At 69.8% G+C, this 24164-nt stretch carries 27 protein-coding genes; 17 read left to right on the top strand and 10 right to left on the bottom strand.

From position 1 onward, the window contains the following. Positions 1 to 19 precede the first annotated feature (19 nt). The 10 genes from AC02VZ_RS13125 (at position 20) to AC02VZ_RS13080 (ending at position 8636) form a co-directional block, all read left to right on the top strand. Positions 20 to 1264: an ATP-grasp domain-containing protein gene (locus AC02VZ_RS13125; protein WP_381311611.1), complete on the top strand. Its 1245-nt coding sequence runs from the start codon at positions 20 to 22 to the stop codon at positions 1262 to 1264. Next, on the top strand, positions 1261 to 2412 hold the full coding sequence (locus tag AC02VZ_RS13120) for an MFS transporter (protein ID WP_381311613.1): 1152 nt from the start codon (positions 1261 to 1263) through the stop codon (positions 2410 to 2412). The genes AC02VZ_RS13125 and AC02VZ_RS13120 overlap by 4 nt, the downstream gene beginning before the upstream one ends. Next, complete coding sequence (locus tag AC02VZ_RS13115) at positions 2409 to 3038, top strand: HAD family hydrolase (protein ID WP_381311615.1); 630 nt, start codon at positions 2409 to 2411, stop codon at positions 3036 to 3038. The genes AC02VZ_RS13120 and AC02VZ_RS13115 overlap by 4 nt, the downstream gene beginning before the upstream one ends. Positions 3039 to 3064: 26 nt before the next feature. Next, positions 3065 to 3931, top strand: a complete 867-nt coding sequence (locus AC02VZ_RS13110) for an SPDY domain-containing protein (protein WP_381311617.1) — start codon at positions 3065 to 3067, stop codon at positions 3929 to 3931. A 28-nt stretch (positions 3932 to 3959) separates the two neighbouring features. Further along, positions 3960 to 4448, top strand: coding sequence for a hypothetical protein (locus AC02VZ_RS13105; protein WP_381311619.1), 489 nt, complete (start codon positions 3960 to 3962; stop codon positions 4446 to 4448). A 47-nt stretch (positions 4449 to 4495) separates the two neighbouring features. Beyond that, positions 4496 to 5296, top strand: a complete 801-nt coding sequence (locus AC02VZ_RS13100) for an SPDY domain-containing protein (RefSeq protein ID WP_061441557.1) — start codon at positions 4496 to 4498, stop codon at positions 5294 to 5296. Positions 5297 to 5329: 33 nt separating this feature from the next. Next, positions 5330 to 6349: a SpaA isopeptide-forming pilin-related protein gene (locus tag AC02VZ_RS13095; RefSeq protein ID WP_476475416.1), complete on the top strand. Its 1020-nt coding sequence runs from the start codon at positions 5330 to 5332 to the stop codon at positions 6347 to 6349. Between the two features lie 131 nt (positions 6350 to 6480). After that, positions 6481 to 6825 carry a DUF6233 domain-containing protein gene (locus AC02VZ_RS13090; protein WP_476475415.1) on the top strand — a complete coding sequence of 115 codons (345 nt, stop codon included), beginning with the start codon at positions 6481 to 6483 and terminating at the stop codon, positions 6823 to 6825. Positions 6826 to 7022: 197 nt separating this feature from the next. Then, entirely contained in the window at positions 7023 to 7742 is a 720-nt protein-coding gene (locus AC02VZ_RS13085) for an ATP-dependent DNA ligase (RefSeq protein ID WP_432054691.1), read from the top strand. A gap of 162 nt (positions 7743 to 7904) precedes the next feature. Beyond that, positions 7905 to 8636, top strand: a complete 732-nt coding sequence (locus AC02VZ_RS13080; RefSeq protein ID WP_432054692.1) for a hypothetical protein — start codon at positions 7905 to 7907, stop codon at positions 8634 to 8636. Between the two features lie 118 nt (positions 8637 to 8754). On the opposite strand, the gene AC02VZ_RS13075 is transcribed toward AC02VZ_RS13080, so the two are convergent. Continuing rightward, the gene (locus tag AC02VZ_RS13075; protein ID WP_432054693.1) at positions 8755 to 10077 is read right to left on the bottom strand and encodes a restriction endonuclease, SacI family; all 1323 of its coding nucleotides are present in this window, start codon (positions 10075 to 10077) and stop codon (positions 8755 to 8757) included. Between the two features lie 268 nt (positions 10078 to 10345). Here AC02VZ_RS13075 and AC02VZ_RS13070 point away from each other — a divergent pair, with 268 nt between their 5' ends. The 3 genes from AC02VZ_RS13070 (at position 10346) to AC02VZ_RS13060 (ending at position 11932) form a co-directional block, all read left to right on the top strand. Beyond that, on the top strand, positions 10346 to 10699 hold the full coding sequence (locus tag AC02VZ_RS13070; RefSeq protein ID WP_432054694.1) for an SPDY domain-containing protein: 354 nt from the start codon (positions 10346 to 10348) through the stop codon (positions 10697 to 10699). Between the two features lie 105 nt (positions 10700 to 10804). Continuing rightward, positions 10805 to 11095 (top strand): hypothetical protein, encoded by a 291-nt coding sequence (locus tag AC02VZ_RS13065; protein ID WP_432054695.1) that lies wholly within the window; start codon positions 10805 to 10807, stop codon positions 11093 to 11095. A gap of 15 nt (positions 11096 to 11110) precedes the next feature. Continuing rightward, positions 11111 to 11932, top strand: a complete 822-nt coding sequence (locus AC02VZ_RS13060; RefSeq protein WP_381311628.1) for an SPDY domain-containing protein — start codon at positions 11111 to 11113, stop codon at positions 11930 to 11932. 171 nt (positions 11933 to 12103) lie between these two features. Here AC02VZ_RS13060 and AC02VZ_RS13055 read toward each other — a convergent pair whose 3' ends face one another. From AC02VZ_RS13055 to AC02VZ_RS13015, 9 genes are all read right to left on the bottom strand, one after another. Further along, a complete protein-coding gene (locus AC02VZ_RS13055; protein ID WP_381311630.1) occupies positions 12104 to 12796 on the bottom strand; it encodes a hypothetical protein in 693 nt (230 codons plus the stop codon). A 79-nt stretch (positions 12797 to 12875) separates the two neighbouring features. Beyond that, entirely contained in the window at positions 12876 to 13319 is a 444-nt protein-coding gene (locus AC02VZ_RS13050) for a hypothetical protein (RefSeq protein ID WP_432054696.1), read from the bottom strand. Positions 13320 to 13531: 212 nt separating this feature from the next. After that, positions 13532 to 15271, bottom strand: coding sequence for a relaxase/mobilization nuclease domain-containing protein (locus AC02VZ_RS13045; protein WP_432054697.1), 1740 nt, complete (start codon positions 15269 to 15271; stop codon positions 13532 to 13534). Further along, positions 15268 to 15885, bottom strand: coding sequence for a plasmid mobilization protein (locus tag AC02VZ_RS13040; RefSeq protein WP_399450761.1), 618 nt, complete (start codon positions 15883 to 15885; stop codon positions 15268 to 15270). The genes AC02VZ_RS13045 and AC02VZ_RS13040 overlap by 4 nt, the downstream gene beginning before the upstream one ends. 317 nt (positions 15886 to 16202) lie before the next feature. Next, on the bottom strand, positions 16203 to 16394 hold the full coding sequence (locus AC02VZ_RS13035; RefSeq protein ID WP_007491133.1) for a hypothetical protein: 192 nt from the start codon (positions 16392 to 16394) through the stop codon (positions 16203 to 16205). Beyond that, the gene (locus AC02VZ_RS13030) at positions 16391 to 18058 is read right to left on the bottom strand and encodes a hypothetical protein (RefSeq protein ID WP_476475414.1); all 1668 of its coding nucleotides are present in this window, start codon (positions 18056 to 18058) and stop codon (positions 16391 to 16393) included. The genes AC02VZ_RS13035 and AC02VZ_RS13030 overlap by 4 nt, the downstream gene beginning before the upstream one ends. Next, entirely contained in the window at positions 18055 to 18696 is a 642-nt protein-coding gene (locus AC02VZ_RS13025) for a WhiB family transcriptional regulator (RefSeq protein ID WP_210962016.1), read from the bottom strand. The genes AC02VZ_RS13030 and AC02VZ_RS13025 overlap by 4 nt, the downstream gene beginning before the upstream one ends. A 160-nt stretch (positions 18697 to 18856) precedes the next feature. Continuing rightward, positions 18857 to 19552 carry a zinc finger domain-containing protein gene (locus tag AC02VZ_RS13020; protein WP_054100443.1) on the bottom strand — a complete coding sequence of 232 codons (696 nt, stop codon included), beginning with the start codon at positions 19550 to 19552 and terminating at the stop codon, positions 18857 to 18859. 2 nt (positions 19553 to 19554) lie between these two features. Beyond that, the gene (locus AC02VZ_RS13015; RefSeq protein ID WP_381311642.1) at positions 19555 to 20451 is read right to left on the bottom strand and encodes a helix-turn-helix domain-containing protein; all 897 of its coding nucleotides are present in this window, start codon (positions 20449 to 20451) and stop codon (positions 19555 to 19557) included. Between the two features lie 684 nt (positions 20452 to 21135). On the opposite strand from AC02VZ_RS13015, the gene AC02VZ_RS13010 reads away from it, so the two are divergent. From AC02VZ_RS13010 to AC02VZ_RS12995, 4 genes are all read left to right on the top strand, one after another. Then, the gene (locus AC02VZ_RS13010) at positions 21136 to 21588 is read left to right on the top strand and encodes a helix-turn-helix domain-containing protein (protein WP_054100446.1); all 453 of its coding nucleotides are present in this window, start codon (positions 21136 to 21138) and stop codon (positions 21586 to 21588) included. Positions 21589 to 21768: 180 nt separating this feature from the next. Beyond that, positions 21769 to 22323, top strand: coding sequence for a secondary metabolite protein (locus AC02VZ_RS13005; RefSeq protein WP_381311644.1), 555 nt, complete (start codon positions 21769 to 21771; stop codon positions 22321 to 22323). Next, positions 22320 to 23519, top strand: coding sequence for an MAB_1171c family putative transporter (locus AC02VZ_RS13000; protein WP_358896997.1), 1200 nt, complete (start codon positions 22320 to 22322; stop codon positions 23517 to 23519). Before AC02VZ_RS13005 ends, AC02VZ_RS13000 begins: the two co-directional genes overlap by 4 nt. Next, positions 23509 to 24102: a phosphatase PAP2 family protein gene (locus tag AC02VZ_RS12995; RefSeq protein ID WP_054100449.1), complete on the top strand. Its 594-nt coding sequence runs from the start codon at positions 23509 to 23511 to the stop codon at positions 24100 to 24102. The genes AC02VZ_RS13000 and AC02VZ_RS12995 overlap by 11 nt, the downstream gene beginning before the upstream one ends. The last annotated feature ends 62 nt before the right edge of the window (positions 24103 to 24164 follow it).

Genomic DNA, 24164 nt, shown 5'->3' with positions numbered 1-24164 from the left:
CGATACGGAGAATTCCCTCTTGCCCGCTCGCCCTGTTGTACTTGTCGTCGCTCCCGGAGATGAGAACTACCGCGGCTACTGCCTTGAGCAGGTCGCCGACGCCTACAGAGTCGTGCTGCTCACCGGCACCGAACCCTCGTGGGAGAAGCCGCACATCACCGATCACGCCGTCGTGGATCTAAGCGATCCTGCCGCGCTGTTGGCGGGGGGCTGGGCCCTGGCCGCACGCCACGACGTCGCCGGTGTCATGACTTGGGACGAGTGGAGTGTGGTCCCGACCGCCCGCCTCGCCCGCCAGCTCGGCTTGCCCACCACCGCGCCCGAAGTGATGCAGGGGTGCCGCAACAAGGCCACCGCTCGGTCGCTGTTCGCCCGCCACGGCGTGCCCTCGGCCGCTTCGGTGAGCGTGCGTACCCGGCAGGAGGCCGAAGCCGCCGCCGAACGGATCGGCTACCCCGTGGTGCTGAAGCCCGCCTCACACGCGGGTGCCATCGGCGTGCGCCGCGTCGATGACCGCGACCAGCTCACGGCCGCCTACCGGGCGGCCGAACGGACGGCCGGTCAGGGCACCGAGAGCACCAGCGTCCTCGTCGAGGAGTTCCTCGACGGGCCGGAGATCTCCGTGGAGTGCGTCACCTACCGCGGCGCCACCACGGTGGTGGCGGTCAACCGCAAGACCATCAGCCCTCCGCCGCACTTCGAGCAGCTGGCCCACAGCGTGGACGCCGACGACCCGCTCCGGGAGACCGTCGCGCCGGCCGCCCGGGCGGCGATCAGTGCCCTCGGCATCACCGACGGCGTCAGCCACATCGAGATGCGCCTCGTCGAGGGCAGGCCCCGTCTCATCGAGGTCAACGCTCGCCTGGCCGGAGACATGATCGGCCACCTCGTGCGTCTCGCCACCGGCATCGACCTGGTCCGTGCCGCCGCCGACATCGCCTGCGACCGTGCCCCCGACCTCACGCCCACCAGGTCCTCGGCCGCCGCCATCCGGCTCCTCTATCCGGACACCTCCGGCACCCTCACCCGCCTCACCTACGACGGGCCCCGCCCGCATTGGCTGGACCGGGTGCACTTCCAGTGCCGCCCCGGCGACCAGCTCCTCCTCCCCGCTGACGGAGGAAACCTGTACACCGGCCGGATAGGCTACCTCATCACCACCGCCACGACCGGCCAGCAGGCGCGTGCACGCGCCGACCAGGCTGCTCGTGCCGTCACCGCGGTCCTCGACCGGACCTCCGGCCCCCGTAGCGCTGCGGCGTGAGCGCGGTGTCTGCGGCTGACCGGCACAGCCGGGCGTTGCTGACCGGCTATTTCCTCGGCCTGGGGGCCATCATGGCGGTGTGGGGCGCCCGGATGCCCGCCGTGCAGCAGGCTGCCCACCTCGGCACCGCAGGGCTGGCCCTGGTCCTGCTGGCCGCCGCCGTCGGCATGGTCGCTGGGCTTCAGCTCGGAGGCCGCTACGCCCGCCCGGCGCGGCTACCAGCCCAGCTCACCAGTGGGTCCATCGCCCTGGCCGGGTGCCTCGTCCTGGTGGGGCAAGGCGAGAGCCTGTCCGCGTTGCTGGCGGCGGCTCTCGCGTTCGGTCTCGCGCACGGCGTCCTCGATGTAGCCGCCAACACTGCGGCCGTCCGCTGCGAGAACGCCTTCGGCCGGCCCATCATGTCTGGTCTTCACGCCGCCTACTCCCTCGGCGCCCTCGCCGGCGCCGCACTGGCCGCCCTCACCGCCCAGGCCCCGCACAGCACACTCTTCACCGCAACAGGCGCCCTCCTGGCCGGGGCCGCTGTCGCAGCGGTGCCGGTCACCCGAAGCCTGAGCGGCGCAGACCGACCCGCAATGCGCGCCGGCGCCGGGAAGCTGCCCCTGCTTTCGTCGCCGGGGAAGCTCTGGCTTCTGGCCGCGCTGGCCGCTGCGAGCCTGCTGGGGGAGGGCGCCGCCGCTGACTGGGCCGCCGTGCACCTGCACACCCTGGGCGCCCCGACGGCCGCGAGCGCCACCGCGTTCGCCCTGTACAGCGCGGCCATGGCGGCCGGACGGCTGACCGGTGACCGGCTCACCGCTGCCTTCGGCGCCCCGACAGTCGTACGGGCCGGAGCCCTTCTCGCCACGGCCGGACTCACCCTCGGCGTCATCGGGAACAGCACCCCGCTGGCGCTGACGGGCTGGGCGGTCTTCGGACTCGGCCTGTCCACCACCGTCCCCTCGCTCATCACCGCGGCCGGCGCCGGAGGCGCCAAGGCCGTGGCCACGGTCACCGCCACCGGCTATCTCGGCCTCCTCGCCGGCCCGGCCCTCATCGGAGCCCTGGCCAGCGCCACCACCCTGCCCACGGCCCTGCTGCTGCCCGCCCTCCTCGCAGCCGCCGTCGCCGTCCTCGCCCACCGCGCCCTGGAGAACACCACCCCTTGACACCCACCACTGCCCACGCGGGCCTGGACGCCGTCATCCTCGACTACAACGGCGTCATCGGCCTGCAACCCACCACCGACCAGTGGCTCCGCCTGGCCCGCACCGCCCTGTGGCCCGAGGACGACCTTCCCGCCTTCCAGAACGCCTTCTGGAACGCCCGCACCGCCTACGACGCAGGCCACCTCAGCGACCTCGCGTACTGGGCCACGGTCCTCGGCCACCACCCCGGTGCCCGCAGGCTGCGTGGACTCCGCGACGCCGATACCGACATGTGGACGTCCATCGACGATCACGTCATCGATGTTCTCCACCAGGCCCACGAGTCCGGGCTGCCGCTGGTCTTGCTGTCGAACGCACCCCGCCACCTCAGCGATGTCCTCGACCGCCGCCCGTGGCGCCGCCTGATGACCCACGCCTTCTACTCGGCCCGGCTCCAGGTCTGCAAACCCGACCCGGCCGCCTACCAGCACGCGATGAACGCCACCGGCGCCGCAGACCCCGACCGCGTCCTCTTCGTGGACGACCGAGACGACAACTGCCATGCAGCCCGCCACCTGGGCCTGCGCACCCTGCACTACACCGGCCACCCCACCGACCTCGCAGCCGCCCTGCAGCCCCCGAACTGACCCGCTTCCTCCCCCCCCAGGATTCAGTGCCCCACGACGACCACGACACCATCGACGGCGACGTCTACGTCTCCCCACGCCACCTGGCCCGCTCCACCGCGGTCAGCGACTCCGGCCTCGACCCGCTGCGCGACCTCGGCTGGGATCTGCACCACGACCACCTCGGCAACGCCTACCTCACGGCCCCCGACGGCAAGGTCCGCCTCGGCTACCTCCCCGAAGGCGACGACGACGGCCTGTGGCGCATCAACGCCTACAAGGACGCCTTCGGCCCACCGGCCTGGGGCGTCTGCTTCAACGACAGCGCGCCCACGGAGTTCGTCACTGCCTTCACCACCGCCCTCGCCGAGGCGTACCGGCAGGGCCCAGACCGCTACCTTGCCCGCCCGCTTGCCGGAAGCACCGACCGTGACCCGTTCCAGGCCGTTGACCCGCTCATCAACCGAGGCTGGCGCTTCGACCGCCCGGATCTGAGGACCTTCGCCATCACCGCACCCGACGGGCTCGCCACGCTGGAATACACCACCGGCGACCTCGACCCGGCGATCGAGCTGGAAACCCGCGACGCGCGCTGGCACCTGTGGGCCGGCACCTCCTCAGCTCGGCCCTACTGGTACGCCACGGCCAGCACCGACACCCCCGCAGCCCTTCTGCGAGCTGTGACCGAGGCCGTGGCCGACCCCGCACCCCTGCCTCGATGGCGGGACGACACTTCCAGCTACGTCAAGGACCACGCCCAGACTTCCCCGATCCACCCGCCCTCTCCGCCGACGCCCACCCCGCTCGACGTCCGGCGGGCCGCAGCGTCCCGCCGCCCGGCCGCGCTTCCCGCGGCCAGCGTTCCGCGCTGGAGCACCACCAGCCGACATGCCCTGCCCGGCCAACGCCGCTGACTCCACTCAACTCCGACCGGAGACCCTCGTGTTCCTGCAGGCTCCCGAGTTCTTCACCGAGCTGTGCCTTCCTTTCCACGAGCACGCCGTCGTGGGCAACACCTACTACGCCGCCCCCGTGCCGGGCACGCCGCTGCGTTTGCGGATTGACTTCACCCGCACCATCCACGCGGACACCTACGGCGGGCTGCGTGTCGCAGTCGTCCACCCGGAACGCGGGGAGATCGACGCGGTGGCACTCAGCTTCGTGGACCACGGAACCTTCCACCGCCGCGACGAAGCCACCAACACCCCTCCGCACACCAAGCAGTACGGCATCTTCGGCACCTACCACCGCCCCGGCCGCCCACCGTGGGACGGAGCCGTCACCACCGGGCTGCGCGACGCCATCGAGCAGTACACGGCCGTCTGGTTCCCCAGCGCCTGGGCTGCCTCCGCGCCCAAGCGTGCGGCCGGCCCCACGCCGCGCAGCACTCCAGCTCCGCCGACCGTCCCCGCCGGGGCCCGCACCCGCTGAGCCTCGTCCCGATCCCCGCGCCACCTACTCAGCAGGAGCATCTCCTCGTGTTGCCCGACCCACCACGCGACCCCTTCAACAATCTCGACCCTGCCCAGACCGTGAGAGTTCTCCCGCGTCACCTCGCGGGTCCCGGCCAGGCAGACCTGGAGACGATCTGGGCCTTCCCCTTCGACGACGGATGGCACCTTCACCAGGGACTCGAAGGGATGGTGTTCGCCATCAGCCCCTGCGCCCGGCTGTGGACCCGCTTCGCTCCCAAGCCCGAGGAGCGAGGCGCAGACACGTGGACCATCGGCATGGACCGTGCCCCCTTCGGCCCGCGGGCCTGGGAGATCACCTTCGACGCCACCACCCCCGCCGAACTCCTGCGCGACGTCCACACCGAACTGCTCGACCTGTACCTCGAAGACCGCCACAGCGACAAGAACCACCTGGTCGAGGATCCGACGGCCCCGCACGAGGTGTACACGCCGCTCCTCACCCACGGCTGGAGCCACAGCGTCAAAACGGACGGTACGCAAACCTTTCTGCCACCAGAGGGCCTTGGCGGTGTGCGTCACCGGTACGCCACCACTGGGTCCGACGGTCCGGCCTGGCGGGCGTGGGGCGGATACCCGAGCGAGCCGCACTGGCAGGCCCAGTTCTCTGCCGGCGCGCCCACCACCCTCGCCGCGGCTTTCACCGCCTCGCTGATCTCCACCGAACCGCTGCACCGGGCCGTGAAGCAGATCCCCTTCCACACCCGTCGTCACCTCTACGTCGCACCGGCTGCAACCCCGCAGCCGCCCAGCCATCTGCCGCCCGCTCTGCCGTCCGCACCCCACCCCGCCGGCCGCGCCCGCTGACCTCCCCCGACCGATCAAGGAGTCCCCTTCCTCGTGCACGCACATCTCGTCCGATCCGCCGCCGCCATCGCCGTCGCTGCGGCCGGCACCCTCACCTGGGCACCGGCCGCGAGCGCCGAGCCCACCGAACCGACCCCCTCAGCCTCCGCCGCCGCCGAGACTCCGGCCGCGGACGCGGGCAGCGTCGAGATCACCACCAGGGACACAGCCGGAGACGCCCTGCCCGGCGCCGTGTTCCTGCTGCTCGACTCCGCCGGCCAGGAAGCCGGACACGGGAAGACCGACGCACAGGGAAAGCTGACCTTCTCCGACCTCGCGCCCGGCGTCTACCGGCTCAAGGAGACGGCCTCCGGCAGCCCGCTCCACGAGGTCGTCGCCGACCAAGACGTCATCGTCACCCCGGGCGCGACCACCCGGCTGACAATCACCGATCCCTTCAAGGCCGCCAAGGTCCTCCTGCAGGCCAAGGACGACAAGACCGGCAAGCTCCTGCCCGGCGCGACCGTGAACATCGGCACCGGCAGCTCGACGCTGCTCCCTCTGACCACGGGAGCCAAGAGCACGGCCTCCGGAGAGCTGCCCATGTCGAGCCGGAAGGCCCAGTTCTGGGTCAAAGAGATCAAAGCCCCTGCCGGCTACGACCTGTACAAGCCCACCAAGACGTTCACCGCTGGTCCCGGCGACCCGGTGACCGTGACCGTCACCAACGCCAAGACCACCACCACCCCGAAGCCCGAACCCTCGGGCAAGCCCACGCACACGCCCACCGCCACCCCCTCCAGCCCAGGCAAGCCGAACAGCGGTACGGACAGGGCCACGCCGTCCGTAACGGATAGCGACACACCGGAAACCGACACTTCCGCTATCGCAGCCACCCCGGTCGGCGACTCCACACCGAAGACGCCGACGGGCTCCCTCGCCCACACCGGTGCTGACGCCACGCCGTGGCTGATCGGCGGCGCGGCCGTTCTGATCGCGGCCGGTGGAGGCGCCCTCACCGTGGCACGCCGCAGTCGCACCGACAGCCACACAGAAGACAACACCGGGAGCTGACCGCACCCACCCTTCTTCACTACACGGAGCCCCCGCAGCCCCAGCTGGACACGCTGTTCGCGACCGCCAACAGCGTCCTCCTGGATGTGGGGGCCTCGGTGTTTGTGAACCGCCCCTCTATAGTCGAACGTGTGAGCGCTACTCCGTCCCGTCTGGAACTGCTGCAGTTCACGCGCCGCGTGGTCGAGCAGCAGGCGCGGGCGAGCCTTCGGCAGCTAGACCGGTGGATCGCGGACGAGGAGCGTCGCGAGGCCGAGCGACGGCAGGCCGAGGAGCGGCGACTGCCGCCCCCGGAGTGGCTGATCGAGCGGGGCCTTGACCGGAGCAGCCTGGTGGCGGTGCACACGGGGGACTGCTGGGACCCGGGTAAGCGCCAGATGCCGGCGACGCGGGAGCAGGCACGCGACGCGATACGTCAGCAGGTTCCGGCGTGCTCGAAGTGTCGGCCGGACACGCGGCTGGGCCTGCTGGAGTAGTCCGGCGCGCGGGCGGTCCGGGCGGCGTTTGAGGGTGGCGGGGTGGAGTTCCCTGTCGACGTCGCCCTGGCCGAGCTGGTGCCGCAACTGCCGACCGGGCCGCGCTGGTGGTATGAAGTGAAGCTCGACGGTCACCGGACAGTTTTGTGGCGGCTGGCTGAGACGGTTCGACTTCAAGCGCGCGGTCGGGTCGGGACGTGACGACGCCCTGGATGGATCTTGCCGTGGCGGGGATGGCCCTGCCGCCTGGTGTCGTGCTGGACGGCGAGGCAGTCGTCATGGTTGACGGGCAGGTGTCGTTCGAGGCCGCTCAGGCTCGGGCGGCTTCCTCGCCTGCACGGTCGCGGGAGCTGGCGGCGCGGCACCCTGCGCTGCTCATCGTGTGGGACGTTTTGTCGTTGCCCACCGGGGACGTGAGGGGGCGTCCGTATGAGGAGCGGCGCGCCTTGATGCTGGACATGGTGGCCGGGCTGCCGGAGGGGTCGCCAATCCAGGCAGTGTCGGCGACGGAAGACGTGGAGGTCGCCCGGGTTTGGTACGAGACGCTGACCGGCTCCGGTGTGGAGGGGGTGGTGGCGAAGTCGGGGCGGTCGCCGTACCGGGCGGGTCGGTCGTCGTCGTGGAAAAAGGTCAGACACGCGGAGACGATCGACGCGGAGGTGGTGGGGTTCACGGGGGCGGCGGGTCGGCCGCGGGCGCTGGCGGTGCGGTTGCCTGACGGCCGTGTTGCATTGTCTCAGCGGCTCGGGGCGCAGCTGGCCGCGCAGGTCGCGGCGGCGCTGGTGGCCGTTGCTCCGGCCACGCGAGGTCGGGCGGCTGGGGGCGAGTCGTTCACGGCGGCGGAGTCCGGACTGCTCGTCGAGGTGCTGGCGGGGACGACGAGGCATGCCGTGGTCACCGTGACGCGCGTGCGGTGAGCTGCCGCGGACGAATCGGGAGGAACAGCTGTCCTTCAGCTCGGCGAAGGACCGCGGGTCCCAGCGCACGAACTCCTCGCTTCGGCGTGGGTGTGGGCACGCTATCTCTGAGCTGGGGCTCCGTTATCCACGAACGCGCGGACACCTCGTTACGCTGCGGCCGTGACCGAGCCCTCCCCGCTGCCAGGCGACTCCTCCGAGCTACACGTGCGCATCTCCTACGACGACGGACTCTGGGACACTCCCCAGGCGGACACGCTGGAGTGCTGGAACGTGGCCGTCCTGCACCGCCGACGCGCTCATGGTGAACATCACGAGCCGGTCAGCTCCAGCGGGTGTACGACTGCTGATTGCTCCTCGTGCACGGTCGAGGACGTAGTCGTCGGCTCCATGACGTTCTACCGGGTGCACCTCGACCGGGGCCGCAACGCCTACTGGGCCATGGAGGAGGAGTCGGAGGAACTGTACGAGACCGCGCAGGTCCTCCTTGATCCCGAGACGGGTTCTTTCACCGACGAAGTCAGCGAACAGTTGGAGTACGTCGGCTCAGCGCTGCTCGTCATGAATCGCGTGACGCTGGATCCGCCATGGCGCGGGCACGGCCTGGCGGCCGTGCTTGCCTGCGAGGTGATCACCCGGCTCATGGCCGGCTGCCGGGCCGTCGCCTGTTCGCCCGGCATCACCGATCTCAGCAGCCATCGGCTGACGGCCAGAGCCGAGTGGGACCGCGTGAACGCCAAAATCGCCCAGGGGTGGGAGAGCCTGGGTTTCCGTCCCTACCGGGACAACGTCTATCTTCTGTCTCCCGCCTCGCAGGATCTTGAGGAGCAGCGCGGCGCATTGCGCAGGCATCTTGCCGAACTCGGTGGTTCCTGGCGGGCGGGCGCTTCCTGACCAGCCCGCCAGCGCGTGAGGCGAGTTGCCTGCTAACCCAGCGCCCCTCTCGATCCGCAGGCAGCCGCGACGCCTGGCATCCGCTCAGTGGGTAAACGCGTGGTGGCAGCCCGCAGGATTACTCGGCTGCTGGAACATGAGAACCAGAAGTCGACCTAATGGGAACTTGTGTCTCGCGGGTGACGATTTCGAGGAACTCGGTGACGGACTCGGGCCGCATGGCGGGGTCTTCTCTCGTGGCGGTCTCTACGACCGCACGCCATGCGCCGCTCTCCGGTAGGAGGGGAATATTCGCGCGGGGGCGCTTTCCTGTGATTGCCCACCCGACGAATTGGCCCAGGCTGTATATGTCGGCCTGCGGCCCCGCGCTGTGAGCGTCGTCTTCCAGTTCGGGGGCGGCAAACCCAGCCGATCCCAAAGCTACACCCATCCTCGTCCTCTGAGGGTCGGTCGTCATCCCTCGGGGACGCCTAACAATGCCCCAGTCAGCAACCACCCACCGGCCGTCCAGCAGAAGAATGTTGGCCGGTTTGATGTCACGGTGCACATAGCCTTTTTCGTGTGCTACCTCAAGGACCGAACATACGGATTGCAGGAGAAGGGCCAGCGCGTCGTCGTTCCGTAGGTCATCACGGTAGTCCAGGGCCGTTCCCTGCGCATACGGCATGACGAACCAGCTATGATCTGGCGCGTGGTCCAGAATGGGCATGGCATGAGGATGACCGCTCAGGAACAGTCCGACTTCAATCTCCCGCCTCATTCTGGCGACGCGGCGCTCTAGCGGTGTGCGGAGCTTCTTCAGGGCTACCACGGATCCCGTGGACTTGTCTCTCGCCCTGAAAAGCTGAGCTTGGCCGCCATCTATAGGGATGGGATCGCACGCGTAATTTTTGCGCACGCCAGCCATATGACGGGCAGTGAAGTTCGGCTTCTTGTCGTACTCTGAATGCTCGGAGCAGACTTTCAGGAAGGCCATAAGCGCCAACTTGCATTCCTGCGGGTCTTGCCGATCGAGAAGTCTCAGCGCCTTATCGACCCTGTCGAAATGCATCCCCTTTTCCGCTTCAGGTCGGGGTATCTCGTCCCAATGGTCGCAGCGGAAAAAGGGGTGGTTGTTGAAAGGTTCCCTTCCTGCGGTGTGCAGGTCGAAACCGAGTTCCGCGGAAGCGGGTACAAGTACGCGGTGGCATAGGGTTCGAGCCGAATAGGATCGAGCATTGTGTGCCTGCTGCTTGATAGAGCGAGGGTCAACGGTCTCGTCGAGTGTTCGAGCGAGGAGTGCGGTACCCAGTGCGGGGGTGTAAGTGCGTGGCGCTTCTTCCTGGCGCAGTGAGCGCGAAAGGTGCAGCCACGCCTCTGGTAGCGAAGTTGCTTCCATCGCTTGCCTAAACGCCTCGTCCAATGTCTGGCGGGCGATATGCGGGTCGAACCTGACTGCCATCTTTTCCCCCGGGTCGATCAGCCCTAATCCTTCAAGCGTTGGGTTCGCCGCTACCGAATCCCGCGGGCCATGTTATCCATCTGCCAGCATCGGGTCGCATCGCACTGGTGGTGCCGAAGACCGTCGCCGCCCGGTGGCTTTGCTATCGATGGACGGCAGTTCGCCGGGGGCAGACAGGAAAGATCTCGGAAAGACTGGCCAACGTGCGCGAGAGCATGTCAACGTAGACGACCTTGCTAGAAACCCCAGGTCAGAGAGGTGATTGCTCGTGACCGTAGCCCCTGCGGGCCCCGGTTTCTCCACCACTGTCGAGGCCCTGCGACTGCGGGAGTGGCAGCTCGGCCCCGGTCAGCCGACTCTGGTCATGGACCAGTTCTCGGCCGAGGACTTCCACCTGATCGTTGATGATCGCGCGGACGTGCACGTCAGCTCCAAGGACGGCCGGTTCTACCTCGGCTGGTTTCCGCACGGCCGACCCGGCACGGACGGCGAGGGGTGGAAGATCGCCGTCACCGGTACCGCTCAGGTCCGCGGCTACCACATGTCGTTCGACACCGAGACGCCGGCCGACATCGTCGCCGCCACCGTGGCGAGGGTGCTGCAGACCTCATGGCGCCTCTGACAGCGCGGCCACCGATACATAGCGCCCGCCCTGTGAGCGCTGGCGGTGCCGTAGGCCGGCCCGGCTCCACCGCCCCCGTTTCCCTCGAACCCCAGGAGGCTGTCCGTGACGTCCCCGGAGACGACCGTCGGCGATCTCATCGATCTGTTGTCCGGCTGCGACCGGAGCGCTCCGGTCCGCCAGGCCATGAACCCGTTCTTCCCGATGGCGCACCGCTTGGCGCAGGTCCTGCAGTCGGTCGACGAGACCGGCCGGACCGTTGTCTACCTCGCCGAAGGGCGGGACGAGGACGCACAGCTCGGCCACCTTCCGCCGGAGGTCGCCATCGCCCTGACGTGGCAGGGCCCCGTCCAGGCGCCCCCGCGCCGCCCTCGCCGCCGTGCCGGCGGCAACTAGACACGCACCGAGCCCTTGGAGGCGCCCCTGTACCCCGACCTTCCGCCCGACCCGTCCGCCCCGCGCGGCGGCCAGCCCGCGTTCTGGGTCGGCCCCCGGCACCTAGCCGGTGACGATGGACGCCTCTACGACGTCGTCGCCGACGCGCTCGCCGGCCTGGGGTGGACGAGCCTGACGATCGTCCGCGGACGGCACGAGCCGGACGAGGAACCGGAGGACCGCCAGGTCCTGCGCAGCACCGTCCTGCACATCAGCCCCGACGCCTTGCGCTGGGCCCAGTGGGGGCTGGCGGACGAGCCGTTCCACCTGGGTGGGCTGCCGATCGCCTGGCAGATCTCCGCCCGAGCCGAGGCGAGCAGACCGCTCGCGCAGTGGTCGGCCTACTTCACCCGTGACGTCCCCGGCGAGGCGGTGGTCGACTTCCTCGTCGCGCTCGACGCAAGCAACCAGCCTGCCTCGGCGCTCGCCGGACCCGAGCTGGTCCTTGACGCTGTCGCCGCCCACGGCTGGTTCCGCGACATCGACCAGCCCGAGGCGGCGGCGATGGACCCGACGTTCACCTCGCACATCAGCCTGGGGGAGGTGCCGCCCCTCATCCAGGACGGCGACCTGCGGGCCCTGTCCGCCGAGGACGACGAGACTAGACCGGCCGGGTGGCAGGCGTGGGCCGAGCCTGTGCTCGGCGCCCCGCTTCTGTGGGTGGCCTCGTTCGCCGCCAGCGTCCCGCACGATCTCGTCGCCGCCTTCGCCGCCTCCCTCAGCTCGACCGCACCGGTCCTGCGGCGGGTCCTGCCCGAGGCCACCCAGGAGCGCCTCCTGCGCGCGCCGGCCATCTAACGTCCCGCGCACCCCTCTCGACGATCGCAGTCCGGCATCCTCCCAGTTGGGGGTGCCGGACTTTCTTGTTTCCCGGGCGAAGTGGCCGGTCGGGTCGTTAGTGCTTAGCCCATAACGCACTGCTGCCCCCGACCGCGACGGTCGGAGGCAGCAGCGTGACGCGCGCGCAGGTCAGCTCGTTGCCGTGGCCTTGGCGAGGGCCTTGTCGAGGTGGCGGTCGACGAGGGCCGGGGAGCCGGAGAGGACCAGCAGCAGGCTGCCGTCGCGGATCGCGGTCTGCTTGACCACGGTGCTCCGGCCCCCGGCGATGAACGTCAAAAGCAGGCTCCACTGCTCATCACCGCCGACGCTGGGCGCGGGCAGCTTCTGCGAGGTCACGTCGACCTGGGTGCCACCGGCGACGACCTGATAGGCCGGGCAGCCTGTCATGGCATCGAAGATCCGGCCGGTGCCGTCGGAGAGCTTCTTCACGCTGTCGCTGTACAGCTCCTCGGAGATCTCCGAGGAGCTGTAGCCGTAGGTGAAGTCCGCCTTCGCCTTGTGCGGGAAGGCGAGTGTGCCGCCAGTCGCCGCGTCACCGCCCAGCTCGCTCAGGGCCGGGCAGCCGAGGACGGTGACGTCATCGTGCTGGGCCGGACGCTCCGGCTGGGGAAGGTAGCCGCTGCCGAGGTCGCGCGGGTCGAGCAGGCGGGACTCGAGCGCGGCCGAGGAGAGCGCGGCCGGCTCCTGGGCGACCTCGGTCGGCTTTCCCGTACGGGAGGAGGAGGGCTGGTGCTTGGACCCGGGGGTGTCGGTGGAGCAGGCGGGTACGGCGAGGAGGGCGGCGGTGATGCCGAGTGCGGTGGTGGCGACGCGAACGCGCATGACGGAACTGACCCCTTGGTGCTAGGCGACGGGTGGTCAGTGCGGGCCCGCGGGCCCGGTGGGGTCGTAGGAGTGGTGGTCAGTGCCCGAGGTGGCGCAGGCAGTCCTCGAACGTGGCGTGCGTCGAGTCCGCCGGCCCGGAGTGCCGGTTGTACCAGGCGGTGTCGATGCGCGTCTCCAGCTGCTGGTGTCCGGCCCGGCAGCGCAGCCAGATCTCACCGCGGGTGGAGAGGATGAGCCAGTCCCGGTACGCGCCGCACTCGGCGCAGGTGGCCATCTCGCCGTCGAGGACCAGGGGCTGCTTCCACGGCATCATCTTGCCTTCGACCTGGTCGTGGCTCGGCACCCGCAGCTCCGGCGGGAGGAAGTCGTCCACGATGGCGGTCGGCTCGGCGGGCTGCGGCTTGGGCGCCGGCACTCCGATGCCGGGCGGGACCTGTCCCTGCATCTGCGCGTGCAGCTCGGCGAACCGTTTCTGAGCTTCGCTCGGCCCCTTGGCCCTGCGGCGTATCCGGTGAAACACCCTGGCGTCCTCCTCTACCTCGGCACCTCGTCCTGCGCGTTTCATGATCGTGCCCCACGCCGTCGGCGGTTTCAATTCACAACGTCCACAGTCCCTTCGGCCAGGTCAGCACGGGTGTGGCCTCTCGGCTGCCCGGGTGACGAGGAGGCCACGACGCATGTCTCGGTACGGCACAGCGGCGATCCGGGGAGCCTGCGTGCCGTCCGGTGTACTTATCGGGCCTGACGCGGTGACTCCTCTCCGCTGCGCCGCCTGCCGGGCGCGGAGGGCCTGGTCGTCGCCCTGCGCGTCGCGGACCGGTTCGCTGCGGTGCTGGTCTCGGGAAGCTGGGAGGCATCGGCGGGCAGGTCGGCTGTCCGCCGCATCCGCCATACGAGCACGTCGCTGATGGAGTCCGCGGTGCCCAGTTCGCGCCGAGCGGCAACGTCGGACAGGAGGGCGGCCGGGTCGTGGCCGGCGGCTTCGGCTTCCGCAATGGTTGCAGCCAGGGCGTACCAGCCGGGTTCGGCAAGGATCTGCTCGGCCAGCTCCGGCAGCGCCTCGCGCAGCAACACCGATTGCCGCTGGAGCGTCGGTCGGCTCAGACGCCGACCACGCTGGTAGAGCACACCGAGCGGCTGGGCCGAGGCAGCCCGGTAGGCGGCGCGCAGGTGCTCGGCGGCCCGGGCGGCGGCTTCTGCCTGCTGGGCATGCCCCTTCCTGGCGTGCCAGTGCGCGGTGGCGGTGATCAGGAAGAACAGCATGTCGATCGCCATCGCCGTAGTGGCTCCGTCCTCACCCCGGCCGAGGGCCGGACCGCCCTGGACGAGGTCGCGGGCGGCCTGTCGCAGGGCTCGATCATGCCCGCGTACGGCGCGGACGTGAGAGCGCGAGGCCCGTTCGAAAGCCGTTGCAGCGTCGCGCAGTTCGTGGCGGGTGTGTGCGGCGGACGTCTTCGCGAGTGCGTCCAGGACCTCGCCGACCGCGGCGATGTGGGCGGCGGCGACCCCGTCCTCGCCGTGGTCGACGACGAGCACGGCCTGCCACACGGCCGATGCCGTGCCGCGGCGCGCGGAGGCCGGACTGCCCGGCCCTGTACGGCTCGCACCCTCCCGCCGGACAGCCGGAACGTCCTGCACGTCACCGGCCCAGCGCTCGCGGATGCGGGGCAGCGACAGGTCGGGAGCCAGCCGCGCGCCGGGGTAGAACACCGGCTCGCCGTCCTTGTTCAGGTCGTCGGGCAGGGCGACCTTGTATCCGAGGAGGTCGCCGGAGGGCGCGGCGCGCTTGCGGATGAGGAGGCCGGCGGCCGCAAGCCGGTCGAAGAACTCCTCGTCGCCCCGCGCGCCGGCCACCGCACGCCGCACGGATTCCCGCAGTTCCTCACGGGCGGTGCGCTCGCGGCCCTGGCGCTCTGCCTTGTGCCGTTCGGCGCTGGTGGGCCGCCGCGCGGCGGTGCCGTCGCCGGGAGCGACCTGGTGGAGGCCGAGTTCCTTCTCGATGAGGCGGGCTTCCGCCTGCGCACGCTTACCGGATCGGTGATGGTCGGGGCGTCGGCCGTCTTCCCGCACGAGGGTGGCGACGATGTGGATGTGGTCGTCCGCGTGGCGCACGGCTGCCCAGCGGCAGCCCGCACCGTCGCGCGGGTCGATCCCTGTGGCGGCGACGATGCGACGCGCGATGTCCGCCCACTGTTCGTCGGTCAGGACGGGATCGTCGGGCGCGGCGCGCACCGAGCAGTGCCACACGTGCTTGTCGGGGCGCTGGTCTGCGGTGAGGAGGCGGAGCGGCTGGTCGAGTAGCTGCCCGAGATCCCTCTTGGTGGCTGTCGCATCGCGTCCGGGGTCGGGCGACATGTCGTCGAAGGAGGCGACGAGATGAGGATCGACGTGTTCCTCATGGGTACCCTTGCCGTAGAGGTAGTACAGCAGTCCCAGGGTGTTGCTGCCCTGCTTGTGAATCTGTGGGATCAAGGTGCCTCACCTGCCTGGCGATTGGCTACCTTGTCTGCGGCCGTCCTCACCGCGTCGGCTGCTCGGTGGACGTCCGCCAGCACGTGTGCCAGACGTGGAACGTCGCCGCCGGAGTTGAGGATCTTGGTGGCTTGGTTGAGGTTGCTGCCGGCCCAGCCGAGCTGACGCCGCATCGCGAACAATTCGGTGAGGACATCGCGTTCAGTGGCGATGGCGGCGGCGGTGCGGGACTGGTCGCGGGCCATGGCTAGTCCGGCATAGGCGAGGAACCCCGCCACGCTCATACCGGCGGTGTCTGCTCCGGCCTGGATGAGGGCGAGTTCGGACGGGTTGAGGCGGACGCTGTGCGCGCGACGCTGCTTCTTGTCGCGCGGACGCGCTCGCCCCTTCGGCCGCCCCTTGCGGGCGGCGGTTGGCTGCGATCCGCCCTCGGTCGCAGCATTCCCGACCGGCGCCCCCTGGTGCCGGTCGGGCCCCGCCACCCCAGGGGCGGGGGCTGGGTCGGACGCTCCCCCCTCGGGGGAGTGTCCGAACCTCCATCTTGCTCGCCCCGAGACCGAGTTGGAGCCGGGATCAGGTTCCGGGGTGGTGCCGTTCTTGGGTGCGTTCGTCATCGGGATTCGGGCCTCGTAGAGCGGGTGCGTTGCTGGATGGTTGCGGCCAGCGCGAGGACATCGGCTGGGCTGGCAAGGACGCGAACCGGTCTGTTGGGACGGTCCTGGACGAGCCACTGCCCGGTCGGCGTGAGGACGACGGCGTGGAGGAGTTGCCGGCGGACCAAGACGTCCGCCCAGGCACCGGCCTCGGCGGTGGTGGGCCCGGAAAAGCGAGGGGGACGAGGAATCATGGCGTACCTCCTAAGCGGGGCGGTGGCCCGGCGTGGAGCCGGGCCACCTTTACGGACACGGGCTTTGAGCTGGGATTTGCCGGTTCAGCCGCACTCGGGGCAGCGCCCGACGTGGCTGTTGAGCGCGCGGGCCATCCGCTGTTTCGCCGAGGCAGCCTGCTTCGCACTGGACTTCGCCGCCGGCCTGCCCGCATGCCGCTCGGAGTGAGCGAGCATGAATCCGATCTCGCGCTCGTACTCCGCGCGGACCGTCTTGAACTGGTGGCAGGTCTTCATCGGGCGGTGCTCCTCGTCGTCGTGATGTCCGCGTTCCGCAGCTCCTGGAGGACCAGGCCGAGTCGGTCGTTACCGACACCCGTCAGGCCCTGGCGGCGGATGATTTCGCGCAGCTGCACTCGGGTGATCGCGCCGTTGCCGTCCCGTTCGAGCAGAGCCGGCACATGGGGACGCACCTCACGGACAAGCTGGCGCTCGGATTCACCCAGCTCGCGTGCCTGGCGCTCCGTCTGCGAGCGGGACCGTGCACGCCGGTCCTTGTTCTTCGACCGGGTCGTCCTGGCCGGCTTCCGGCGAAGCGGGACCTTGTGACCTCGGTCCTGGGTGGTGTCGGTCCCGGACTGTGGGGCGGTCGGTCCTCGGTCCTGGGTGGTGTCGGTCCCGGACTGTGGGGCGGTCGGTCCTCGGTCCTGGGTGGTCTCGGTCCCGGACTGCGGGGTTGCCGGTCCCCGGCCTTCGGGGGTCGCGGTCCTCGTCTGCGCGATGCCCGGTCCCCGATGATCCGGGTCCTGAGCTGCTACTTCTCGCGTGCTGTGGCCGGTCCTCATGGCCGCTGCGTCCCGAGCTGCGGCTTCCGGTCCGGCGAGTTCGGTCCCTGGGACCGCACCGTCTTCAGAGGGCTTGGTCCCCGCGGGCGTTCCCGATTCGTCGCCCCCGGTCCTTACGCCGACCTCGGCTTCCGGGTCGGCCTTCTCGGGGACCGGTCCCCGAGGAGCCCACGGTCCTCGGTCCCGGACCGGCTCGTCGGAACCGTCGGAAGTGGGGACGGGGACCGGCACAGTCGACGTCACCGTGGCCGTCGATGCGCTGCTGTGCGCCGGGGACCAGGGAGAGGGGAGCGGGACCGTGGCGAGCGCCAGCGCGTGGCGCCGGGCGGCGAGCTGGTCGAGCAGCTGCGCCCGCTGGAGAGGGTCGGTGCCGACCGAAGCCCTGCCGACCGCCTTTGATAGGCGTCGCGTCAGCCGCCGGCCGCGACGGCTCTGCTGCTGCTCGGGTGTGCGCTCGGCGAGGCGGGCGGCGAGGGTGACCGCACGGGCGGTGGCCCGGTCCCGGGTGATCTGCGCGGCGTCACGGTCCCGCGCGGCGATGCCCAGGCGGGACAGCAGCCGCTCGCGTGCCTCCCGGCCCAGGACGGCGAGCAGTCCGTTGGAGGCTGCACCTGGGGTGCGCAGGCGCAGCTCGATGCCCATGGCCAGGTGCCACAGCATCGCCGCCATGACCGGGCCGACGAAGGCGCGGACCGTGCCTCCGACGGGGCCGCTCTCGGCATAGGCGGGGATCACCTGCACCGTGGTGATCACCCAGACCAGCGTGCCCGGCAGGCCGGGAGCGCCCTGGACGGCCAGATTCTGCCGTGCCATCAGCGCGGTGGCGAACAGGGCGAGTTCGGCGGCGGCGAACATGCCGGCACGCTCGGCGGTGCCGGCCATGTCGAGGTAGTCGGCCGCGAAGCGCCAGCTGGTGTCGGCGCTGTAGGCGGTGCAGCCCAGGGCGGCGACGGCGGCGACCTTGACCGCCGGGCCGCCGAGACGTTTCTGCGAGCGGGCCCCCCGGCGCCGGATGGCCCAGGCGGTCAGCACGAGCGCGAGGGCGGCGGGCACGACGGCGGCGAGGAGGAGAGGGAGGTCCGAGGTAGCACCGAAGGCGAGGACAGGGTGGGTCATGCTGCCTTTCCGAGAGGGGCGCGCGCCGGGGTCGACGCCGCCGGGCGGCCTGTCGGCTGCTGAGTGCCGGGAGCTGTGGGCGCGGTGGTGCCCTTGGCCTTGGAGGTCTTCTTCCGCTTCTTCTTGGAGCGGGGCACGCCGTAGTTGCGGTCGCGGTCGAAGACCTTGTTGGCCGCTTGCCGGAGCAGGTCGCGGGCGTGCTTGTGGCTGATCTGCAGGGCGGCGGCGAGCCGGTCGGGCTGCCAGCCCCGGACGTAGGCGTGGTCGATGGCCACCTGCCGCTCGGCTTCCGTCAGGTGCACGTCGCGTCCCTGGAAGAAGGCGGTCACACGTCGGTAGTCCAGGCGCCGGTGCAGGTTGTCGTGCAGCGGGCGCCGCTCGGCTTCGGTGAGCCCGCCCCAGACGCCCTCCTTGAGGACGTTCTCCAGGGCGAAGTCCAGGCACGCGCGGCGTACGGGGCACCAGCCGCACAGCTCCTTCGCCTCCGCGATCTCCTCGTGATCCCGAGGGCCGGGGAAGAACACGGCGTCGGCGTCCTCGACGTCCATGCCGTGGCAGGCTCCGCGAACGTGCCAGCTGGTGTCTCCGATGCCGCGCAGGCCGGTGGCCGGCGCGTCATGGGTGGTGATGTGGCGCAAGGCGAGTCTCCGATGTGCTGCCACACCGGCCGGCTAGCGCAGTGCTCGGCGGGTGCGGCGTCGGGTGCCGGCTGCGGCGCGTGGGCGTGCGCCGCAGCCGGTGCGGGACGGTGAGGTTGCGGCGGTGCAGCGGACGGGATGCACGCGCCGGAGGCGCCGGTCAGGCCAGGGCGGGCTGCTGGGCCTGTTGGGCGGCGAGGTCCACACGGCCGGGGTGCGGGGTGGCGCGCGGCGTGATGGCGCGTACTCCGTCGTTGGGGCCGATCCGGCGGCGTCGGCATGGCTCGCCGACCGGGGCCAGGCACCACTCGCACCGCACGCTCAGTGCGTCAGGCAGCCCCTGCGCGACGGCGGCTTCGCGTGCTGCCCGGGCAGGCCGGAACGGTGCGAGAGCGGCTCGGGCGGCGGGTGGTATGCAGGAGCCGATCTGCTCCAGTCGAGCCTGCAGCCTCGGGTTGATCTCCTCCTGGCCGCTGGTGATGGCCCGGGCCTGTGCAGGTTGCGCTATGCCGTTGGCGACGGCGCGGCGGGTGCCGACCAGCTCGGCGGTCCAGGCGGCCTGGTCGTCCGGGTCCGCGGACGGTGTGGGGTCGGAGTGGAGGGCCAGGCGGTTGCGCCGGTAGCTCTCCCAGGGGCGGACCACGTCCGCGGGCTGGATCTGGTACGGCGAGGCGCGGTAGTGCTGGCGGACGGCGACGCGGGCGTCCCAGCCATGCGGGGTGGCCATCGGCACGTCACCGAGCAGCTCGTTCCACTGCGCGAGCTGGTCGCGGGCCTCGCCCTCGTCGGTGCGGATGCTGCGGGGGTCGAGCCTGCCGATGTAGGCCAGCAGGGCAGCGATTTCACGGCGGTCCACGGTCAGCCCTCCGTTCCGGTCGGCTCGTCCAGGGCGGCGAGAAGGGCGGCGGTGTGCTTCTCGGCCCGCGTCATGCCACCGGGCGCGGCGGAGTTCTGGCCGGGCACGGCGTAGAGGTTCGGGCGGCTGGGGGCGTGCTCCCGGGTGATCCAGGCTCGCCAGTCGGCCGCCCAGGCTTCCGCCGGCCTCGGAGCATGGCCTGCTCGATGTGCACGCCACTTCGCGTCGGCGGCCTGCAGGCCCTGCTCACCGAGGCGGTCGAGGTGTCCCTGCTGGCGGGCCCAGGTGTGGGTGGCGGGGTCGACCTGCCACTCGGCAGCCGAGGTGACAGCAGCACCACCACTGCTGTACCTCCGGTTCAAATCAGGTTCACTACGGTTCTGTGTGCCGGTGGCCGGTACATCGTTGTGCCGGTGGCCGGTACGCCGCTGTGCCGGTTTCCGCCTGGACCTGCCGGTTTCCGGTACTGCCGGTTTCCGGACCCTCGCGGGGGATTCCGGCACCTCACGCGGGCGGATTCCGTACCGCCGCAGGGCCGACAGCCGGAGCTTGGCAGGGCCAGCGGGCTCGTCCGGCGCCGCCGTGTCACCCGCTTCCTCCTGCTGCTCTCGCAGCGCCTGGGCGACCGCTTCGGCGGCGAGAGGCAGGCGGTAGACCGTGCTCCGCTGCGGGCCCACCAGGTCATCGAGCTGTTCCAGCTCGCCGGCGAGGACGAGGCGCTCGACGGCTTCGCGCACCGTGGAGACCGAGGCGCGCGTGCGCTTGGCCAGGCTGGACAGCGAGGCCCAGGAGATGCACTGATCGTCGGCCACCCGGTCGGCGATCGACAGCAGGACCAGACGCGCGGCCCCTCGGCTGGAGCTGTGCTCCCACACCCACTCGCGGGCTTCGCTGCTCATCGGCCGCTCCCGGCAAGCGGGCGGAAGCGGCGGCTCGCAGGGGCCTGGATGGTGCGGTCCGGCTCGGGGCGCTGAGGCGCCGAGGCGGAGCTAGCTGCCGCGCAGGCCGGACGGTAGGGTCTTTTGCGCAGGGCGGAGCGCATGCAAGAATCTCCTTTGGTGTTGCCACGCTGAGACGCCCCGTGGAAGGGATCAGCGTGGTGATGGTGGCGATCTCCGCCCTTGCCGGGGCGGTACAGCCGTTAAGCGTCCGGCGTCCGGGAGTTGCCGCTCTCGGGCGCCGTCGCTGTGTCCAGGGACCTATGAGGCCCGGAGGTTGTGCACGTCATTGCTCCTGTGCTCGTCCATGCGGGCGGTCTGCCCGGCGGGGGACGACGAACATACGCACGGCTCCGCGTCAAGGTCCAGAGTTGGTTCTTAAACCCTGTAGAAGTCGCGTGAGCTGCTGCGACGGGGGTGGAGCGATCATGGGCGGTCCTAGCGCGTACGTAGGTCACGAAGGCCGGGCAAGGAGCGCTCACCGCGCTCTGCTGGCCTCGCAACACTTCAGTGAAGCTGTGATCGAAAACCTACGCCAAAGTGATCCCAGTCTGTCAACACTTAAGTGAAGCGTCTCGGCCTTTGGTCCCGGGAACTACACTGCAGTACAGTCCGGAGTCGGCGTCTAGATGAGAGGAGTCGGTGATGGTGGAGTCCAGCGGGCCGGCGGAGGCGCCCGGCGGCGCGGCCGACGCTCGGCGCTCATTCGCCGACAAGCTCAACCACCTATTCGAGACCAAGAAGAACCCGGGGACCGGCAAGCGCTACACCAACGCCGAGGTCGCCCGGGCGATCTCCGTGTCCGAGAGCGCGATCTCGCAGCTGCGGACCGGCGCGAAGCCCAACCCCACCTACACGACGGTGGAACGACTTGCCGGCCACTTCCACGTCAAAGAGCAGTACTTCTTCTCGGACTACGACGCCGAGGAGGCCGAGAAGGTGCGCGCCTCCCTGGAGCTGATCGAGGCCGTAGCCGACAGCGACGTCCGCGGCCTTGCGCTTCGAGCCAACGGCCTCTCGGCGGACAGCTTGAGGATGATCACGGATGTGATCAATCAGGCGAGACGGTGGGAAGGGCTCGACAAGCCCGGGCAGTGATGTGACCTCCCTCACCTGCTGGGTGGATTTGACTGGTATGCCGCGCATGGATCTTCAAGATCGCCTTGGGCAACCATCTGTACCTATGCAAAGCTCCGCTAGAACCACGCGGAATGGTGGGTTCCGGTTAGCGCAGGCCGTGTCAGCGCTCATTCGGGGGCTACAGCAAGGATCTCGTCCATGTTCAAGCGGCAATTCGCGCGCAGAGAGGCGCAGCTGAGGCGACTGTGTGAGGAGCAGTTGCGGGGGATCGAGATATCCGATCCCTACGCGGTGGATGAAATATGCCGGCAGCTCGCCGTCAAGCGTGGCCACCCCCTGCACCTCCACGAATTGCCTGAGACCGGAGGGGCCAACGCTCCCTGCGGAATGGTCCTCTCGTTCGACCACGGGGATTACGTCTTTCACGTCGCGGCTACCAGCGAGCGGCATCGTGCACAAATCGTGCGCCACGAGCTAGCGCACCTGCTGCTCGGGCACGCCGGGAACAACGAGAGCGTCGTCAGGTCTCTACTGGGAGTCCTGCCTGACGGGGTCGACCCCTCTGCCGTGCTCTCCGCTCTCGGCCGGACGAGCTACGACAGCGAGACCGAGTACGACGCCGAAATGGCCGCCTCCTGCCTGGGAGAGCTCTTTCACGATCTTGCCCACTCGGGCCGGGAACGCGGTCGGTCCGGTGCCGTGGCGCGGCTCGACGACGCCCTGGTCCACCCACGGAGGAACCGCCGCTCATGAGTACATCCACCCTCATCGCCGGCGTCCTCTGGCTGGTGGCTCTGTGGCGACTGCCATCCCTCCGGCACTCTCGCAAGCAGCGAAGTCTGGCGCTGACCCTGGTGGCTCTCGCAGCTGCCATGACGTTCGAGGTTCCGCCGGTCAAAGAGGCAGTCGATGCCGCCGTCGGCGCAGACGCCAGGCTGTCGCCGCTGCTGAAGCACCTGCTCGGCGTTACCTCGGCGGCATATCTGCTCGACTTCGTCATCGCAGTCGTTCGACCGCAGGGCCTGGCAAGTCGCACCCGGCTGGTGGCCGCCGGCGTGACGTTGCCCCTCATGCTCGCCTTCTACGCCCTGGCCAACTGGACGTCAGGAGGGCCCGTCAGGCTTGGGGAGGGCCGTGGCGCCCTCTTTCCCGTCCTCTACATGACGGTCTTCACGCTGTACATCGGCATCGCCATGGTCGTCGCTACATGGCTGTTCCTCGGCGGCGTACGCCACAGCCGGACTCTCCTGGGGAAGGCCGGCCTCGGATTTCTGGGCTTGGGAACCCTGCTCGGAAGCCTGTACGCCCTCCAGCGCATCGTCTTCGTGACGGTTCAGCTTGCCTCCGGCACCAGCTATCCAGCCTTGGAGAACCTTCTCTCCACAACGCTCAAGCAAGCCACCGTCCTGTCGGTCGCAGTCGGCGTCTGCTTGCCTCCCCTCTCCGTCGCCGTGGAATACGTCGCCGCGTGGAGCACCCTGCGGAAACTGCGTCCGCTCTGGGCGCAGCTCACGGAAGCAGCCCCGTATGTGGTGCTGGCGACATCTGTAGGCAGGTGGCGTGTCCGCTTCCGGCTGGAGCGGTGCGTCATCGAGATCGAGGATGCCTGCCTGGCGCTTCGCGAGTACGTGTCAGTCGACATGCACACAAAGGCCCGGAGATTCGTCCGTCAGGAAGGGATCGCTGCGCAACTCTCTGACGCAGTGGCGGAAGCCTGCTGGTTGCGTGCAGCCGTCCAGAGCGCACGAAATGGGGAACGGCTGCGGGGAGTTGAATATCCAACCCTCGGCGTCACTGGCCGAGACAGAGCGAGCGAACTGTCATGGTTGCGCACCGTTGCCCGCGCGTACCTCTCCTCGCCAGTCGTTTCCGAATTCGTCCGGCAAGAACATTCGTCCGTTTCCCACGAGCAGGGCGCTTCGGAAAGGATCTCCTCAGATGACAACTGATGTCCGCCCCAGCGAGTCGCGGCTGGCCCGCCGCATTACAGACTGGCTTGAGCCGAAGAACTGGATCATCGCTGTCACGCTGCTGGTCGGCTGGCACACCGCAGAATGGACAGGTGTTGCTTGGGGTGTGGTCGGCGCCCTCTTCGCGGCCGTCATCCCGATCACCTTCATTAAGTACGGCATTCGCAAGGGTCACTGGGGCGACAGACACGTCGGAGCGAAGCCAGCACGGCTAGTCGTGATGGCCGTCATCCTGCTCTCCGTAGCCACCGGCATCGTCCTGATGCTTGTCGCGGGGGCGCCGCGCACCATGGTTGCCCTCATCGTCTCGATGCTCGTGACGCTCGCGATTCTCACCGCGATCACCTTCGCCTGGAAGATCTCCGTCCACCAGGCCGTGTCCGCAGGTGCCTGCGCGATGCTCGTGCAGACCTACGGCCCGTGGATGGCCCTTGGCTTCCTGTTGGTCGTCGTCGTCGGCTGGTCCCGCGTCGAGCTGCGGGACCACACACGCAACCAAGTGATCGCAGGCACCATCCTCGGCACCATCGTGGCTGCAGCCGTCTTCCACCTGGCGCGCTGATCCGAAGGAGGGGCGTGGTTGAGAGCGACCGCTACGGCTCCCAGGTATCTCACCCGGCTTTC

The organism is Streptomyces sp. 3-6 (assembly GCF_056323165.1).
Note: the sequence above shows the minus strand (reverse complement) of the source record. Positions and strands in the feature narration are given on the sequence as shown.